The sequence below is a fragment of the Proteus sp. G2669 genome (assembly GCF_009915245.1).
Lineage (GTDB): Bacteria > Pseudomonadota > Gammaproteobacteria > Enterobacterales > Enterobacteriaceae > Proteus.
Window position 1 is genome coordinate 1 of sequence record NZ_JAABLX010000054.1, and the last position, 17,071, is coordinate 17,071.

12 protein-coding genes, 2 tRNA genes and 1 pseudogene are annotated in these 17,071 nt (G+C 33.4%); 9 read left to right on the top strand and 6 right to left on the bottom strand.

Annotation, left to right across the window (positions count from 1 at the left end; translation table 11 throughout):
• The 3 genes from ybgF to GWI68_RS17060 form a co-directional block, all read left to right on the top strand.
• Positions 1-703: tol-pal system protein YbgF (ybgF, locus tag GWI68_RS17050; protein WP_166541042.1), on the top strand; the 703-nt coding region annotated here is incomplete at its 5' end.
• Positions 704-857: 154 nt separating this feature from the next.
• Positions 858-933: transfer RNA gene (locus GWI68_RS17055), tRNA-Lys, on the top strand.
• 31 nt (positions 934-964) lie between these two features.
• Positions 965-1,040, top strand: a tRNA-Lys gene (locus GWI68_RS17060).
• A gap of 162 nt (positions 1,041-1,202) precedes the next feature.
• On the opposite strand, the gene GWI68_RS17065 is transcribed toward GWI68_RS17060, so the two are convergent.
• Entirely contained in the window at positions 1,203-2,090 is an 888-nt protein-coding gene (locus GWI68_RS17065) for an aminoglycoside 6-adenylyltransferase (RefSeq protein WP_166541043.1), read from the bottom strand.
• A gap of 253 nt (positions 2,091-2,343) precedes the next feature.
• Here GWI68_RS17065 and pnuC point away from each other — a divergent pair, with 253 nt between their 5' ends.
• Together pnuC and aroG are read left to right on the top strand one after the other, a co-directional pair.
• Positions 2,344-3,072, top strand: coding sequence for a nicotinamide riboside transporter PnuC (pnuC, locus tag GWI68_RS17070; RefSeq protein WP_109410029.1), 729 nt, complete (start codon positions 2,344-2,346; stop codon positions 3,070-3,072).
• Positions 3,073-3,317: 245 nt separating this feature from the next.
• Positions 3,318-4,370 (top strand): 3-deoxy-7-phosphoheptulonate synthase AroG, encoded by a 1,053-nt coding sequence (aroG, locus tag GWI68_RS17075; protein WP_088493400.1) that lies wholly within the window; start codon positions 3,318-3,320, stop codon positions 4,368-4,370.
• A 78-nt stretch (positions 4,371-4,448) separates the two neighbouring features.
• On the opposite strand, the gene GWI68_RS17080 is transcribed toward aroG, so the two are convergent.
• Positions 4,449-5,255 carry a tetratricopeptide repeat protein gene (locus GWI68_RS17080; RefSeq protein ID WP_166541044.1) on the bottom strand — a complete coding sequence of 269 codons (807 nt, stop codon included), beginning with the start codon at positions 5,253-5,255 and terminating at the stop codon, positions 4,449-4,451.
• Positions 5,256-5,344: 89 nt separating this feature from the next.
• On the opposite strand from GWI68_RS17080, the pseudogene GWI68_RS17085 reads away from it, so the two are divergent.
• Positions 5,345-5,812, top strand: a pseudogene (locus tag GWI68_RS17085) (Hcp family type VI secretion system effector).
• A gap of 462 nt (positions 5,813-6,274) precedes the next feature.
• Here the strand turns inward: GWI68_RS17085 and GWI68_RS17090 are convergent.
• From GWI68_RS17090 to modF, 4 genes are all read right to left on the bottom strand, one after another.
• Positions 6,275-6,568, bottom strand: a complete 294-nt coding sequence (locus GWI68_RS17090; RefSeq protein WP_166541045.1) for a hypothetical protein — start codon at positions 6,566-6,568, stop codon at positions 6,275-6,277.
• A gap of 20 nt (positions 6,569-6,588) precedes the next feature.
• On the bottom strand, positions 6,589-6,729 hold the full coding sequence (locus GWI68_RS17095; RefSeq protein ID WP_166541046.1) for a hypothetical protein: 141 nt from the start codon (positions 6,727-6,729) through the stop codon (positions 6,589-6,591).
• 279 nt (positions 6,730-7,008) lie between these two features.
• Positions 7,009-7,761 (bottom strand): 2,3-diphosphoglycerate-dependent phosphoglycerate mutase, encoded by a 753-nt coding sequence (gene gpmA / locus GWI68_RS17100; RefSeq protein WP_036938379.1) that lies wholly within the window; start codon positions 7,759-7,761, stop codon positions 7,009-7,011.
• A gap of 389 nt (positions 7,762-8,150) precedes the next feature.
• Positions 8,151-9,617, bottom strand: a complete 1,467-nt coding sequence (modF, locus tag GWI68_RS17105; protein WP_166541047.1) for a molybdate ABC transporter ATP-binding protein ModF — start codon at positions 9,615-9,617, stop codon at positions 8,151-8,153.
• 193 nt (positions 9,618-9,810) lie between these two features.
• On the opposite strand from modF, the gene GWI68_RS17110 reads away from it, so the two are divergent.
• The 3 genes from GWI68_RS17110 to GWI68_RS17120 are packed head-to-tail and all read left to right on the top strand — an operon-like array spanning position 9,811 to position 17,066.
• Positions 9,811-11,352 carry a ShlB/FhaC/HecB family hemolysin secretion/activation protein gene (locus GWI68_RS17110; protein ID WP_166541048.1) on the top strand — a complete coding sequence of 514 codons (1,542 nt, stop codon included), beginning with the start codon at positions 9,811-9,813 and terminating at the stop codon, positions 11,350-11,352.
• 15 nt (positions 11,353-11,367) lie between these two features.
• Positions 11,368-16,737 carry a DUF637 domain-containing protein gene (locus GWI68_RS17115; protein ID WP_166541049.1) on the top strand — a complete coding sequence of 1,790 codons (5,370 nt, stop codon included), beginning with the start codon at positions 11,368-11,370 and terminating at the stop codon, positions 16,735-16,737.
• A complete protein-coding gene (locus tag GWI68_RS17120; RefSeq protein ID WP_109409671.1) occupies positions 16,734-17,066 on the top strand; it encodes a hypothetical protein in 333 nt (110 codons plus the stop codon). The genes GWI68_RS17115 and GWI68_RS17120 overlap by 4 nt, the downstream gene beginning before the upstream one ends.
• The last annotated feature ends 5 nt before the right edge of the window (positions 17,067-17,071 follow it).

Genomic DNA, 17,071 nt, shown 5'->3' on the forward strand with positions numbered 1-17,071 from the left:
TGTAGCCGCTATTGCCCAAGCGCCAATCAGTAATATCGGTTCAGGTTCGACCGATGAACGACTCGCCCAACTTGAGCGTTTTTCAAATGCTCACAGCCAGCTTTTGACCCAATTACAGCAACAACTCGCTGATTCTCAGCGTGATATTGATATGTTACGTGGTCAAATTCAGGAAAATCAATACCAGTTAAATCAAGTTGTTGAACGCCAACGCAATATCTATCAACAGTTAGATGGCCTTAGTGGCGGAGCTTCAACATCAACTGAAGCCACTCAACCTGATAATACTGCTTCTTCAACACCACCTGCTGCAACTAGCTCAGGACAAGGTGATGAGAAGGCCGATTATAATGCAGCAATTGATATCGTATTGAATTCTAAAGATTACGATAAAGCAATTGTTGAATTAAACAACTTTATCAATAACTATCCAAAATCTAGCTATCAATCAAATGCACATTTTTGGTTGGGTCAGATGTATTACTTAAAAGGTAATAAGGATCAGGCAGCAAGTACATTTGCTATTGTTGTTAAAAACTATCCAAAATCTCAAAAAGCAAGTGAAGCCTTTTATAAAATTGGTTTGATCATGCAAGAGAAAGGGCAAAAGGATAATGCTAAAGCTATTTATCAACAAGTGATTAAGCAATATCCAAATAGTGCGGGCGCTAAATTAGCACAAAAGCAGCTAGCGGCACTCTAATTATTGACCCCGTAATGTAAAATGTTGCATTTTCGGGGTTAAATGATTGTTTTTTCAACGGTTGAACTTTTTTTTGAAAAAAAACGTTGCACAAAAACATTAAATCAGTATTATTACCCGCCGTTGCCACAGAGAATGTGGCAAGTTCGAAAAAGGGTCGTTAGCTCAGTCGGTAGAGCAGTTGACTTTTAATCAATTGGTCGGGCGTTCGAATCGCCCACGACCCACCATTTTCGAACACCAATCCGTTTTTATTGAAATGGGCCGTTAGCTCAGTCGGTAGAGCAGTTGACTTTTAATCAATTGGTCGGGCGTTCGAATCGCCCACGGCCCACCATTTCAAACTCCTTCCTATATATTTATCATTCCCTAAACAGTAAACAAACTCTTAGTTATTTTTCTATTTTTTGATAGTGCAATTCATTGCTTTATTAAACAATAAAGATAGTTTTCTCAAAATGAAAAAACTACCTAGTCTTAATTTGAAATGACATTCAAATCAGTAATGACAAATAATTGATGACGTGATTTGGGTGTATTCATTTTCAGTCAAAAATTCATTATCGATTAACCAATTGCTGACTAATTCTTGTGTTTTTATTGCTGTATCAATAGGGTAATTGAGGCGTTTCGATGCATCAAGAAAAAATGCCATCATAATTGAAAGTGTTGCTGCCGCTTCATAGGGAGTACTCATTGCAAGAGTACTTTCCAATGATCGTAAAGAATAAAATTTAGGTAGCCATTCTTTTAAGTTTTTCCCTTGATACCAAACATCTTGTGTTGGGGTATCGTGCAGTGCAACTTGTTCAAGTAATGCTATCAGCCATTCACGCATATCACTGATACGATAATTAGCAAACCAAAACTCATGGCGTAGAATGGCTATAGCGACTTGTGTCGCCTCAAACCAGAATTCTTGAGCATTGTTACATGCTTGCTCTTTTGAAAGCGTAGGAGGCGTTATAGCGCTAATTTCAGGAAGCCCGTCACATAAACTCGTTTTATCAAGTAAGATTTGATATCCACGCTGGTAAACTGGGCTAAGTCCTTCTGTTTTCATGTTAAAAATACGCTCAGGTTCAGCCATCATAATGTCCATTTTGCGACCTTGAGCTAAAACATGTAAATAAATAGGCCAAAACTTACTTTTGGGATCTTCACACTCCAACTGTAAGCTGACAAGAGCATCACCGAATTGTGATAACCAATGTTGGTTTTTTGCGAGCTCTGTCGCACCATAACCGATAAGCTCTATATCAATATCAGAATAACTGTCTATCTTTCTATTGCGTCCTAGCGATCCTGTTAGTACTACTGCCTCAATTCTAGGATCGAGGAGAGCAAAAGATAGTATGCGATCGATTAAACGTGTTGTTGGCTCCATATTTCTCTCTAATAAGTAAAATGTAATAAAGTTATTTGTCGTTTTTATTGTTTAAAAAGTAAAATTAGAATAATTTGTTTAGTATATAAAACATTTGTTTGTTATTTTTTTAAATCAGAAACATAATGTTTAATATTAAAAACTAAGTACCATTATAAATATGAATTTATAATATATCTTTACTACTTTGCAAAGATGTCGCAATAACCCATATTTTCTTTGTTTTTTTCTATGATTAAGTCGGGGTTGTAAAATGGATGTCATGAGTTGGTTTAGTATCAATAATATTTTAGTCAATATTCCACTTGGGCAAGGTGGATACCCACTTTCGTGGATTGAAGCTGTGGGCACTATAGCTGGTCTTTTGTGTATATGGCTTGCAAGTCAGGAAAAAATAATTAATTACTTATTTGGACTGATTAACGTCACTTTATTTGCCATTATTTTTTTCCAAATTCAGCTATACGCAAGCTTACTCCTTCAAATTTTCTTCTTTGCAGCTAATATTTATGGCTGGTACGCATGGAGTAGAGTAAATGATTTTGAGCAAGCGGAACTAAGAATTCGTTGGTTAAAACCAAGCCATCGTCTCTTTTTAATTGTTGTTTCAATAGCTGCTATTGTCGCTTTGACCTTTAATATTGATACTGTATTTGGTTATTTAGCTGTTGTTGCTGTTGATATACTAAATGTCTTTGGTACAAATTTAGCTACGCCAGTGCTTGAACCTGATGCTTACCCATTCTGGGATTCTACAATGACCGTCCTGTCGATTGTGGCGATGATTTTAATGACACGGAAATTAGTTGAAAACTGGCTAGTTTGGTCGGTTATCAACGTGATTAGTGTTGTTATATTTTACAAGCAAGGTGTTTATGCCATGTCTGTTGAATATATCATTTTACTGGCTATCGCTATTAACGGTTCTCGTTTGTGGATCAAAACAGCAAAACGCTCTAGCAGAAATAATTATCTCTCCTAATAAAAAAGGCTGGTAGAGTTATCTTTCTCTCCAGCCTTACTATTCATTGTTTTTATTCTTATACTTAACGCAATTTTGAATCATTATTTTGCTTAAATGCGCTATTTCCATTTTTGACGATTTTTTAGAAAAACAACTATAGGAGCTTTAAGGTGAAAGGGTGTTTACAGATAGAAAACGAATGGTTAGATTGGGAAAGCAATAATAACATTGACTAGATAACATAAAAGAGTGGATACACGGGAATGAATTATCAAAATGATGACCTTAAAATAACACAAATTAATGAACTTTTACCGCCAGTTGCTTTATTGGAAAAGTTTCCAGCAACTGATAATGCGGCTTTTACAGTTCGTCATGCCCGTGAAGCTATTCATCAAATCCTAGCAGGAAAAGATGATCGTCTATTAGTGGTAATTGGACCTTGTTCTATTCATGATCCGAAAGCTGCGTTGGAGTATGCGCAACGTTTAAGTCTCATTAGAGAAGAGCTTAAAGATAAACTTGAAATTGTTATGCGTGTTTATTTTGAAAAACCACGTACAACAGTAGGCTGGAAAGGTTTAATTAATGATCCTCATATGGATCATACCTTTGATATTAATGAAGGTTTACGTATTGCTCGTAATCTTTTATTAACCATCAACGATAGTGGCTTGCCAACAGCTGGCGAGTTTTTAGATATGATAACGCCTCAATATGTTGCTGATTTAATGAGTTGGGGTGCAATTGGTGCTCGTACTACAGAATCTCAAGTACACCGTGAGCTTTCGTCTGGTTTGTCTTGTCCTGTTGGTTTTAAAAATGGCACAGATGGAACTATTAAAGTTGCTATTGATGCAATCAATGCTGCGGGATCGCCACACTGTTTTCTTTCTGTCACTAAATGGGGTCATTCAGCCATTGTACGTACTGCAGGTAATGGTGATTGCCACATTATTTTACGTGGTGGTAAAGAACCAAATTACAGCGCTGAACATGTAGCAGCGGTAAAAGAAGGGCTTAAAAAAGCAGGTTTACCACAAAACGTGATGGTTGACTTCAGTCACGCCAATAGTTGCAAGAAATTTGAGAAACAAATGGAAGTTGGTGCTGATATTTGCCAACAAATTAGCTCAGGTGAAAAAGCATTAATCGGCGTTATGATTGAGAGTCATTTAGTGGAAGGTAGCCAGTCATTAGAAAGCAGTGAACCTTTGGTTTACGGTAAAAGTATCACCGATGCTTGTATTGGTTGGGATGATACTGAAATACTGTTACGCCAACTAGCAGATGCGGTTGTTGCTCGTCGCGGTTAACTGATATTATCTTAATATACAAACTGTAATACCGTTGATAATTAATCAACGGTATTTTTTTATGAAAAAGAAAGTAAGTTAGTCATGTATCTTTAATAGATCAAGTCTAAATTTAGCGGGTTTAAATCCAAGCTCATATGACTTTTGATACCATTCACATGCTTTTTCTTTGTCAGCAATGACACCCAATCCTTTTTCATATAAATAACCAATATTATAAATAGCTGAGGGATCATTATCTTCAGCCGCCTTTAAATAGAAGATCATTGCTTTCTGATAATCCTGATCAACTCCTAAGCCATGTTGATATGAATAAGCAATATTATTGTTTGTTTTGATATGCCCATTACTAACTGCTTTTAAATACCACTCCATTGCTTTTTCGTAGTCTTGTTTAGTACCAAGACCATCTAAATATAAAAGACCTAGATTATTCTGTGCTCTACTAAAATTCTGCTCTGCAGATTTTAAATACCATTCAATTGCTATATAGTAATTTTGTATAACACCTAAACCATCATCATACATATATCCTATATAAAACTGTGCAGTAGGATTATTTTTACTAGACGATTTTAGTAGCCACTTCATGGCCAATTCATAATCTTTAGGGAAATATAAATTTCCATTAATGTAGAAAGAACCTATTTTTGCTTGAGCCTCCGCATTCTCGTTATAAGCAGATAATAAATAAAATTTGCGGGCTTTGTTTTTATCATTCTTATCAAAATAAATATCGCCTAAGTAAAGCTGATAATGTGAAAGGCTTTGTTTAAATAGAGAGGGAGAAGGATTATTTATTTTATCCTCCTTAAACGGAAATAAAACAAACATTATTATAAACATAATAATAATAAATAGAATGGTAACTATTTTTAATTTCATATTAATATCCCTATTCTTTATTTGATTTTTAATGTTTTATTATAGTTGTATATTTAAGGTTATTATAATTAAAGGATTAAAAAATTAAAATGGGAAACTTAATTTATTTAATAATTGAAGGAAAACAACAAGGATTAATTTCAAGAGGATGTGGAACAATTGACTCTATTGGAAATAAATGCCAAGAAGGAAAGGAAGATGAAATTATTATTATTGAATATAGTAGCACGATAACAAGAAATTAAAATGTATCCCATCATCCAATAGAGTTTATTAAAAATATTGATAAATCATCACCTTTGTTATTAGTTGCCATTTCTAATAATGAAGTTCTTAAATTAACCTTTGATTTTTATAGAACTTCACAGCACGGTAAAAATGAAAAATATTATACTATCGTATTAAATCAAGCTTCTATTGTCGATTATTCTACTCGTTACCCACATAGTATAGATAGTAATAGTTCCCAACCGGAAGAGTCTGTTCTTGTGCAATATAGGGACATAACTTGTAGTCACCATATTGCAGGAACATCAGGATATAGTATCGCAGATTAATTATTTTTTGAATTTAATAAAGTAACATAAGCTTGTAAAAGCTCGTATGTATCATGCGAGTTTTTATTCTCTATTATATTTAGAATAGGGCTAATATCCTCTTCAAAAAAAAGATAAGTTAGAGATAGTTGCTTATTATCTAATCTATAATATAACTCCGGGCTAAGAGCACGTAATCGTCTAGATGCTCTATCTAATTTTTCTATAAAACCATAAGAGCTCACTAAAACAACTGTAATATCTATCCATCCTTTTGATAATTTTTTTTTTGTTTTTTAAACTTGCTTTCGATTTAAATATGTTTAATCTTAAAATTGCACTTCTGGTAATTAGATAAATAATTATGGATAATAGTAATTTTCTTACTACGGTATTTTCTATAAAGGATGGTACTTCGTTAAATCCATTATAGTATGCAAGTTCATTAACTTTATATTTGGTTGCACCTGTATCAATGGATAATTATCTTGTATTTAGTATTTTATTTAATTCATTTTTTTGTTGTTCGTCTAAATTTTCATAAATATACTCACCAATAATAGTTCCTGCAATATTTACAACTTCAGAAGGGTTTTTAGCATAAACTAAAAGATGTATTGCTTCGACATCTCTATCAAAAATGAGATTTTTTGAGGGAGGTGCTCGTAATAAATGGTGATAAAGATAAACATCAGATAATCTATCTAGACCTAGTGCTGTTGTTTCAATTAGGCCGAGAGTACCTGATACGGCTTGATCTGAAATAGCCTCAGCCATTTCTTCTAATGATTTATTTTTTAGATTTTCATACCCTTTTCTGAGTGAGCGAGATAGTGCTGCCTTTCTGTATAAAAAGGTTGTTCATGAAGTTCTAAAATTCGCCCTTCTGGAGAACAATACCACCAAGCTCCATAAGAGTTATAATTACACTCAGACATAAAATATCCCTATTTTAATATGCGTTTGTTATAAGCGTTTTATATTTATAAATAATTAAATGACTTAAAATCCAATGGTGACAATATATTAAATATTTAATAACTGTAAGTGATAATTTAATATTTTTTAATTAAGGCTATCGAGTTAAATATTATATTTTTTATATAAAATAAAAAATAATATGAAAAAATTGAAATTTAGAAATTTAATATAAAAAAATACCGCTATTTCTAGCGGTATTTATCATATAAACCTAAATTAATAGATTTAAAGCAAAATTACTTCGCTTTACCTTGGTTAGCAACAGCGGCTGCTTTTGCTGCGATTTCGTCAGCATTACCTAAGTAGTAACGTTTGATTGGTTTCATGTTTTCATCAAATTCGTAAACTAAAGGTACAGCTGTTGGGATATTCAGCTCAAGAATTTCGTCTTCGCTCATGTTGTCTAGGTATTTAACCAGAGCACGCAGTGAGTTACCGTGAGCTGCAATAATAACTTTCTCACCAGAAGCAACACGTGGTTTGATAACTTCTTCCCAGTATGGTGTTACACGGTCGATAGTTAATGCTAGACTTTCTGTTAATGGCAGTTCTGCCGCAGTTAAAGATGCATAACGAGGATCTTTACCTGGGAAACGTTCATCGTCTTTAGTTAATTCTGGTGGAGTGATAGCAAAACCACGACGCCATTGTTTAACTTGCTCGTCACCGTATTTTTCAGCAGTTTCAGCTTTGTTTAAGCCTTGCAGAGCACCGTAATGACGTTCGTTTAATTTCCAGCATTTTTCAACTGGCAGCCATTGTTGATCAACTTGATCAAGAATGTTCCACAGGGTGTGAATTGCGCGTTTCAGAACAGAAGTATATGCATAGTCAAAAACGAAACCTTCAGCTTTCAGCAGTTTACCTGCTTCTTGCGCTTCATTACGGCCTTTTTCGGACAGCTCAACGTCAGTCCAGCCTGTAAAACGGTTTTCTTTGTTCCATACACTTTCACCGTGTCGAACTAGCACAAGCTTAGTTACTGCCATAGTTTAGACTCCTATAATTACTTTCTTAATATAAGTTTAAAATTAGCACTTCAATCATTATATGGATCATCGACAAGAACGCCAAACATAAGTGACAAAACAAGGGGGATTAAGTCAAAAATGTCGTTTGTTCGATGAATTATTGCACAGTTGTCACACCTTTTGCTTAATCGTTCAAGCTATTAATCTAGCGGGATCGGCGTAAAAAAACAAAATATCCGTTTTGTATAAAAAATAGACGAAAATAGCGCCTGTAAAAACGACACATTCTTTATTTATTATTGTTCAAATAATAAGCAAGAAAATGTCGATTTAAATAAAAATTCAGACCTAAGTTTAGCGTTAATTTCTAAAATCATTGCCCTGATTATGACAGTAAAAATGAACATTTAACAAATTTCTTGCTGGTAACGATAAATTTCGCCTTCTTTAATAAAAGTCAATCGATGAGTAATACACGATGGCGCATCTTCTTGATGGTGGCTCACAAACAAAAGTTGCGTATTACTGTGGCTTATCATGATATCAATAAAACGCTGTACTAAGAGCCGGTTCGTTGTGTCTAATCCTTGCAATGGCTCATCAAGAATAAGTAAGGTAGGGTGTTTAACTAATGCTCTAACAATTAACACTAAGCGTTGCTGACCCCAAGATAAGGCATGAAATGGATGATTAGCATGTGCAGTTAAACCAATTAACGCTAACCATTCATCAGCAAGTTTTAGCTGTTTATCTGTAATCGCTTGATAAATGCCAATAGAGTCATGGAAACCTGAAATAATGACATTTTTTACCGTTGAAGAAACACGGTAACTCTGATGTAAGGCATTACTGACATAACCAATATGGCGTTTAATTTCCCATACTGTTTCACCACTTCCTCTTTTACGACCAAATAGCGTTAAGTCATTGCTGTAGCCTTGAGGGTGATCGCCCGTAATTAAACTTAATAATGTCGATTTTCCTGCACCATTAGGGCCTAAAATCTGCCAATGTTGCTGAGGTTTTACCTCCCAGCTTAAATGGTGAAGAACAGGTTTATCGTTATAGCTCACTACTCCATCTTTTAGCACGATAGGGGAAAGTGTCGGTGATAATTGAGGAATGGCATCAGGCGAATCTTGTTCAGGTAATGTGAGATTTTCAAGAGTTTCACTGTGAGATAATTGCCCAATAACAGAGTCAGATAAAACCTGTTCTTTCTCACCGTTGGCGACTAATTCGCAATTAATGAGTAGACCTGCATACTGAATAAAATCAGGAATATCATTAAAACGATTTAGAATGAGTACGATAGTCAGATTTTGTTGATGTAATAGTGTTAACAATTCATTTAAAGCACGGCGAGAATCAACATCTAACCCATCAAAAGGCTCATCTAAAATGATTAAATCAGGTTTATTCATTAAAAGTTGAATAAGCAATATTTTTCGAGATTCACCTGTAGATAGATATTTAAAACGTCTTGATAAAAGGTATTCAACACCAAATTGCTTTGCTAATAAAAGGCATCTGTCATCATCTTTTACCTGCATTTGAATAACTTGAGCAACAGTTAAGCCAGTATCTTCTTCACCTTCACTTAATAAATCTGTGTTATTCCGACGCCACTCTTCTTCAATCATTTTTTGCAGTTTTTCAAAAGAGAGACTAATTGGACGAGAAAATGTGCTGATAAATTCACCAGAGAGCAAAATACCTTCTTGGCATAATGCATTTGCTAAGGCGGTTTTGCCGCTTCCATTACTGCCTACAAATGCCCAACTCTCACCTTCATTTATGGCTAAATTGTCAATTTGTAAACAAAGTTTATCGCTTAAGCGGAATTGTGTTTTGTTGAGTTGTAAGTGTTTCATTATTATTAGCCTTATTTTTTTAATGTAAGCTAAGTGCAAGTTAAGTATCTAGCAATATAGGGTTAATAGAAACTTGTCAATATTTGCTGAAAGAACTTTTTCCAAAAGTCTTATACACCTACTATTTAATGATAACCTTTAAAATGCGTTTCCTATGTAAATATATAAACATCTCTTTAAGGATGACTTATATATGCATAAATTTAAAAAAATAAACTTATTCTTCTTTATATTTTTACTCGTTAGCAAAAATAGTTTTTCTTTGAATGATGAAAATGTAAATAATAAATGCTTTCTTATTAATAAAGTTGATCTTACAGAAAATACTTTATTAGATGATAGACAGAAATCTAAAGTAATTTCACCGTATCTACAACAATGTCTAACATTAAATGATATGCATGAGGTCGCTAAATCAATTACTAATAATTATATTGAAAAAGGTTATGTTACCTCACAAGCTATTATTCCAGAGCAAGATCTTTCTAATCATAAGTTAGTAATAAAGATTATTGAAGGTAGAATAAAAGATATTTCTATCAATGGTGTTTCATCTAGATTAATTGATATTATTTTTCCTTCCTTTAAAGAAAAAATTTTAAATCTACGAGATTTAGAACATGGATTAGAACAGCTTAATCGATTAACAACAACGCAATATACATTGGATATTCAACCAAGCGATAGTGTGGGATATTCATCTGTAACCATTAATCGAAAAGCTAAAAAACTTCCTTTAAAGAATCGATTAACAATTGATAATTCGGGAACAGAAACAACAGGAAAGATCTTACTTACTAATACAACAACAATAGATTCTTTGTTTGGCTTGGGTGAGCAGTGGATTTTTTCACTAAAAACAAATACAGATTTCCCTCATGCTCACTATTCTCGTGCTTATACTGCAAGTGTTAATATCCCTTATGGTTATTGGTTTTATCAATACCAGTTATCTGATAGTAGTTCATCTTATTCCTTCCAAAATAATCACAAATATATTTATAAAAACAAAAATAAAGATCAGCAATTTGATATTAGTCGTTTAGTCTATCGAGATAATAAACAACGAGTAACACTAAAGGGAACGTTAAAGCATAAGAAAGCAAAAACGCAGTTAGCACAACAAAAATTATTAATAAATAGTCCCACATTGACTTCTTTATCATTTAGCCCTGAATATACTTTAAGTTTACATAATGGATATTTAATCATTAATCCAACTGCTGAGTTTGGGATCTCTCTTTTTGGCGCGACACCTGATTATATTGCTGACAATTCACCTCGTAGTCATTATCGAAAACTAAGTTTAAATTTAAGCTATCAATATTTATTCACTGATCAGTTTTCCTATCTTACTTCATTTCATAGTCAATATACGCCTGATAATCTTTATGGTTCGGAAAAAATAGCAATAGATGGAATAAAAGCTGTTCGTGGATATAAAGAAATAAATTTTAATGCTAATAGTGGGTTTTATTGGCGCAATGAAATAAATATATCACCAATAACTTCGTTTTTAAGTAAATGGAATTTTATTTTTGCACTTGATTATGGTGTCGCCCATTCAGATCAATATGAAACAAAAAAGAATAAAATAATTGGAAGTGCAATAGGTACTTCTTTTTATCATTCCACTTTTTCTTCTCAAATTTTAATTAATAAACCTGTGTTTTATCCCAAATCATTAAAGCCAGATTGCTGGTCTTTATATTGGTCCATTTCTCTTGCTATTTAAATGTTAGGAGTTTTTATGTGTGAAAAGGATATTTCTTGGAAACAACGTTTAATAAGTTATAGCATAGCTTATGTAATTGCTATTTATCCATTACATCCAGCTTGGAGTTTAGCAATTACGCCCTCCGATAAAACGATTAAAGTCAATCAGCAAAATACTGTTCCTATTATTAATATTGTAGCACCTAATGATCTTGGTATTTCTCATAATAAGTTTCATTCGTTCAATGTTAGCAAGCAAGGTGTTGTAATTAATAATGCGACAACTTCTGTTAATACACAATTAGCCAAACAAGTGAATGCCAATACTAATTTAAAAGGAAGTGCTGCTCATTTAATTATTAATGAAGTGGTAGGAAATGGGCGCTCACAATTACAAGGAAAATTAGAAGTTGCGGGAGAACAAGCGAAAGTTGTTATTGCTAATCCAAATGGTATTACGTGTGATGGTTGTTCGTTTATAAATACCCCAGCAATTACGCTCACAACAGGAAAACCTCTTTTTAATCCTCAAGGCGCCTATTCGGCAATAGAAGTGAAAAAAGGCGGTGTTGTTATTGGCACGCAAGGTATAGATCTCCAAGCTCAGGATTATGCCGACATTATCAGCCGTAGTATTGAGTTAAATGGAAAAATTAACGCTAAAAACCTTTCTTTAATGCAAGGAAATAACCGTATCGATTTTGATAAAGGTACAGTAAATAGCATTAATGGTGAAGGTGTTAAACCTACGCTGTCTATTGATACGAAAGCGCTAGGTGGAATGTATGCCAATCAAATACGTCTAGTTAGCACAGAAAAAGGTGTCGGTGTTAATTTAAGTAATATTCAGACAAATCAAAACAGTGTGAATATAACTGTTGATGGAAAAATTACCTTTAATGGCAATATTCAATCTGAGCGAGATATTAATGTTAGTAGTAAAGAACTACAAATTAATAGTAATACAAAGTTAAAAGCAAAAAGAGATATTACTTTAGCAACTAATACGCTGATTAATCATAGTGAAGTTATCTCAGAGAAAGATATGCGTTTATTCGCAGATAAACTCACGAATAAAGGCGAAAAAGCGATTATTCAAGCGAAAGATAATTTATGGATACAGAAAAATGCGCAGGGTGACCCAAGCACTTTAATTGAAAATCAATCAGCCACGATAAAAACAGAAAAGGGTGATTTGATTATTAGAACTAAGAAATTGGTTAATACATCTTTAAATGAATTACCAACTTTTTTAAATGTCGAAGCAAACTCTACTGCTAGAAAAAGTTTTGTTGCATCATATTGGGGAAATAGCCAAGGCGTTGTTTCTATAAATACATATTATCCTGTGTTGGAAAATTTTCCATATGAAAAATGGTTTGGTTACCTAGATTTAACAAGTACAGATATTATTAATACAGAAAGATATAAATATAATTATAGTGATTTTATAGGACATATTGATTCAGGAAAAAACATTTACATTAATGCTAATGAATTGATTAATAACCTAGGTGTGATACATAGTAATGAAAATACTATTTTGACAGGAAGTAATGCTGTTATTTCAAATTTAATGCCTGGAGAGTTAAATTTATGGTATAGGTATAAGACTTCATATAAAGATCTCGGTGTATATGTAGATGAAGAGGATGACGATGGTAATTATGATATTCTTTATGTAAGGGAGCCGTTGAAATTTGAACTACTTAATAAGTTTTATTCTTGGTCACCTGATAGAAAAAGTTTTTCTACGATATTATCGAAAGGTAATTTGGTTTTAGATTTTAAAAATAGTATCAATATAGAAGCAAATCCCCCATCTAAGTATTTACCAATAAAAAAATCAATAAACAAGTTACACTCAGGTTATAATTTTTTAGCTAATAACATATTGATTAATTCTAATTCTATTAATATATCGTCAAATATAAATTCAAATAATGAACTATCTGTTATCTCTAGTGGAGATATTATTGTAAAAGATTCACACCTCTCATCTAAAAAATCATTAAGCTTAATTTCAAATAAAAATATAGAGCTTAATCAAGTAGATCTAACAGCAAAAGACGGTGTTGTTCTTGCTAAGAATGGAAACATTGATTATACATTAAATCCCATTTCTGCATTTAATGAAAATAATGTTCTAACTCCACCGGCTATTAATATCTCTGATTCTATTTTATTTCAATCTGGAAAAGATATAACTTTTAATAATATTGAAATTAATAATGCTAACTTCTTAAGCTTAATTTCACAAGGTGATATAAAAATTCAGAGAAATGAATCGGAACTTTTTAAGATATTACCATATTTTCATTTGTATAATAAAGAGTCTGCATTATCAAAAACGAAAAGCTGGAAAACGCGAGGTGATATTACATTTACGGCTGGTAAAGATATTATTAGTCAAGGAATAAAATATCACAGCGATAAAGCTATAACCTTTAATGCAGGGCAGGATATTTTCCTTGCCTCAAAATCAATAAAAGAAGCCGATCCTTTCTTTAGTGATATTTATTATCCTCAATTACAATCTAAGTTATTTTCAGATGATAACCTTATCTTAAATGCAGCGCGTGATGTTGATTTAAGTTCAACAGTATTAAATTCAAAAGATAAAGTCATTGTATTAGCTGGTAGGAATATAAAGCTGGGTGCAAATGCTTATTCCGCCATCAAAGATCCCCACGAAGATTCTCAAGATATTCAGTATAGCACATCGGCTATTACAGGAAATAAAGGCATTTCTATTGCGTCATCAGGTGCGTTAATAACAGAAGGTAGCTCACTCAAATCAGACGGTAACATTACGATATCCAGTGGTGGTAATATTCAATTAGGATCGGTAAAAACATATTTTCGTAAAGAGTCGGGTTCTAAGTTAGAAGAACTTCGCAAACAAGTCAGTACTGAAATTAATAGTGGTAATAATTTAACTCTATTATCTGAAGGCAGTATTTTATTTCAGGCATCAAAATTGATTGCCAATAAAGAGATAGATATTGCTGCTAAAGGTGGATTTCTTTACGCACAAGCGATGGAGGAATCGAGTTATTACGAAGAGGAGAAGAAAAAATGTAATCCGTGGACTTTATGTACTACCAAAAAGAAATACACGAAAAAACGTCATAATACAAATAATAAAGTTACCGAGTTTATCGCTAATGGCGATATTAATTTATTTGCTAAAGATGATATTACCTTAGAAGCGAGCAAACTAGAAACAGCGAAGAATGCAAAATTAACCAGTAAAACAGGAAAAGTTAATTTTAAAGCAGTTAAAAATACAGCATTTAAGCAAGTTATTACTAATTCAAAAGATATTTATATTACTCAGCGCAATCAGGGTTATATCAAAGAGAGTTGGGCATTACCAACACTTTATATTGGTGGAAAACTGACTATTGATGCGCCTAAAGGAATATCTGCTGATATTAAAGTTCAAAAAGGACAATCTTTAGAACAAGCATTAACAGTTTTAAGTAACACTCCAGAATATGCATGGCTTAAAGATCTTCAACATCATCAAAACGTCAATTGGAATTTAGTTAAGGATACCTATTCTGATTGGGATGATAAAACAAAACAATTAAATCCTGTTGTTGGTGCGGTTATCGCTATTGCAGTGGGAGTTGCCACTTACGGTACAGCAACCGCGGCGACTATTGGTGGAATGGCAAGTAAAGCAACCATTGCGGCGGGGGCTTCAGCAAGCGTGGCTTCAACAGCATCGGTTGCAGCACAAGCAGGTTTTGCCTCTTTAGTTTCGCAAGCGGCGGTCTCTTTAGCTGAAAACCAAGGCAATATCTCTAAAACACTTGAATCACTGGGGCGTAGCGACACGGTCAAGTCTGTGGTGACGAGTATGGTGGTTGCGGGGGCACTTCAGGGTCTTGACCAATTTATGGGTTGGGATCAGGCAATCCAAGGTGGAACATTACCTTCAACAGGCAAGTTACTTGCGACCGATAGCGCAACATGGAATCAAGTTGCACAACGCGTTGCCTCTCATTCAGTTGTCAGTTCAACATTGGGCACTGCCATTCAAGGTGGCAGTTTTATTGATAATTTTAAAACCGCGCTATTAAGCAATATTGGTAGTCAGCTTCATGCCGAAGGCGCCAATTTAATTGGTGATAATGGCGCGGTATTAGGGCATGCAGGAAAGGTTTTAAGTCATTCGGTAGTAGCAGGTGTTAGTGCAGAAATTGCAGGAGGTAGTGTTACAGGTGCAGTTGCTGGTGCATTGGCGGCAGAGATAGCGGCGATATCGCTACAAAGTAAATTATTTGAGCCTACTTATTTAAATGAAGCAGACAGACAAGTTGCATTAATTCAAGAGGCAATCCATAGCAATGAAGGAAAAACACAGCTCACTAAATTAATTGGCGCACTGACAGGTGCTATTGTAACTCGTAAGCCTGAAGGCGTATTTTCTGCAGCTAATTCTGCGGAATTAGTTTATCGGCATAATTACAGTGAGCATATGCTTTCTAACTTAGCTTTAGAAAATAATAAGGATATGATCGCTGCTTCGAAAGGAGATGTTGCAGCAGCGGAAAGAGTTGTCAATCGACAAAATGCAGGAATGATTGCAATCGCTCTTGGCTTAGGAGGAAGTGCAAGTTTTATTGCTGGTCATACTGTTATTGCAGTAACACCAGAACTTATTGCTATTGCTCAAGCTGCATTTAATACATGTAAAACTAATTGGATTTATTGTGCAAATGCTGTTGGCATTCATATAGCTGAAGTTACAGCACCAGAAGCCGCATTGGCTGGTGCTACTTTAGGCGGTGGTTATAAAGTATTAGCAAATTCAAAAGATAGCGCGAAAGCCTTTTCTAATTCGTTAGTAAATAGCTCAAAGTCTTTAATGGCGTCAGGAAAGCTAAATGTTACTAGTATCAAACCAATAGTTGAGCAAGAGAAATTATTAATAACTACCAATAAAAAAGTTATTGAGATAATCAACAATGGGGAGCTTATAATATATTCGGGAGTAACTACGAATGGATATAAAGTATCTAATGGAGCCAAAACAGTAGTTTTAAAAAATGAATTAGACCATCCTATTGTTCAATCTAGAATTAATATTCAAAATGGTAACTTAAAGCGAGGTTGGGTACATGTGGTTCATCGGCATTTCTCAGATAAAAATGCTAGTCAATTTACTATTAATCAAGTGGATTTAAAACTGATACTTCAAAGTAATGATATTTCAAAAATACAAATTAGTAGAGTCGTTAATAGTAAAGATGAAAAACTGTATGAGAGAGTTATCATATTAGATAAATATATAGGTATTGATAAGTTTACTAAAAATTCAACGAATGTTATAACAATCTTAACAGATAATATAGGCAATTTAGTAACAGCAATGCCAGGGAGACTAAAGTGAAATTAATTGGTTCTAGGAAAGAAATGGTTATTAAGGAGACGCTAATTAAAAATGAAGGTTCTGTTCTAAAAAATAAGGAGATTAATTTTTTCTTAAAGGATAGATTCTCTGATATAATAAGTGTCTATTGTTTAGAACATATTTTGGAAGAAGATTATGATCTATATACTTTATTAGTTAATAAAGAGTTCATTGTTGAGTTTGAACTTTCTAGAGTTAATGGTGAATTTAAAGATATCAATATATCATCATTGAGTTTATATTCAAAAAAACTAAAGGATAAATATTTAAGATTAAAACTACTTGTTGCGGTAAATTTACCTATGTAACAATT

Coding starts and splice junctions, on each gene's coding strand:
- GWI68_RS17065 (WP_166541043.1), bottom strand. CDS start 2,090: ATGGAGCCAACAACACGTTTAATCGATCGCATACTATCTTTTGCTCTC.
- pnuC (WP_109410029.1), top strand. CDS start 2,344: ATGGATGTCATGAGTTGGTTTAGTATCAATAATATTTTAGTCAATATT.
- aroG (WP_088493400.1), top strand. CDS start 3,318: ATGAATTATCAAAATGATGACCTTAAAATAACACAAATTAATGAACTT.
- GWI68_RS17080 (WP_166541044.1), bottom strand. CDS start 5,255: ATGAAATTAAAAATAGTTACCATTCTATTTATTATTATTATGTTTATA.
- GWI68_RS17090 (WP_166541045.1), bottom strand. CDS start 6,568: ATGGCTGAGGCTATTTCAGATCAAGCCGTATCAGGTACTCTCGGCCTA.
- GWI68_RS17095 (WP_166541046.1), bottom strand. CDS start 6,729: ATGTCTGAGTGTAATTATAACTCTTATGGAGCTTGGTGGTATTGTTCT.
- gpmA (WP_036938379.1), bottom strand. CDS start 7,761: ATGGCAGTAACTAAGCTTGTGCTAGTTCGACACGGTGAAAGTGTATGG.
- modF (WP_166541047.1), bottom strand. CDS start 9,617: ATGAAACACTTACAACTCAACAAAACACAATTCCGCTTAAGCGATAAA.
- GWI68_RS17110 (WP_166541048.1), top strand. CDS start 9,811: ATGCATAAATTTAAAAAAATAAACTTATTCTTCTTTATATTTTTACTC.
- GWI68_RS17115 (WP_166541049.1), top strand. CDS start 11,368: ATGTGTGAAAAGGATATTTCTTGGAAACAACGTTTAATAAGTTATAGC.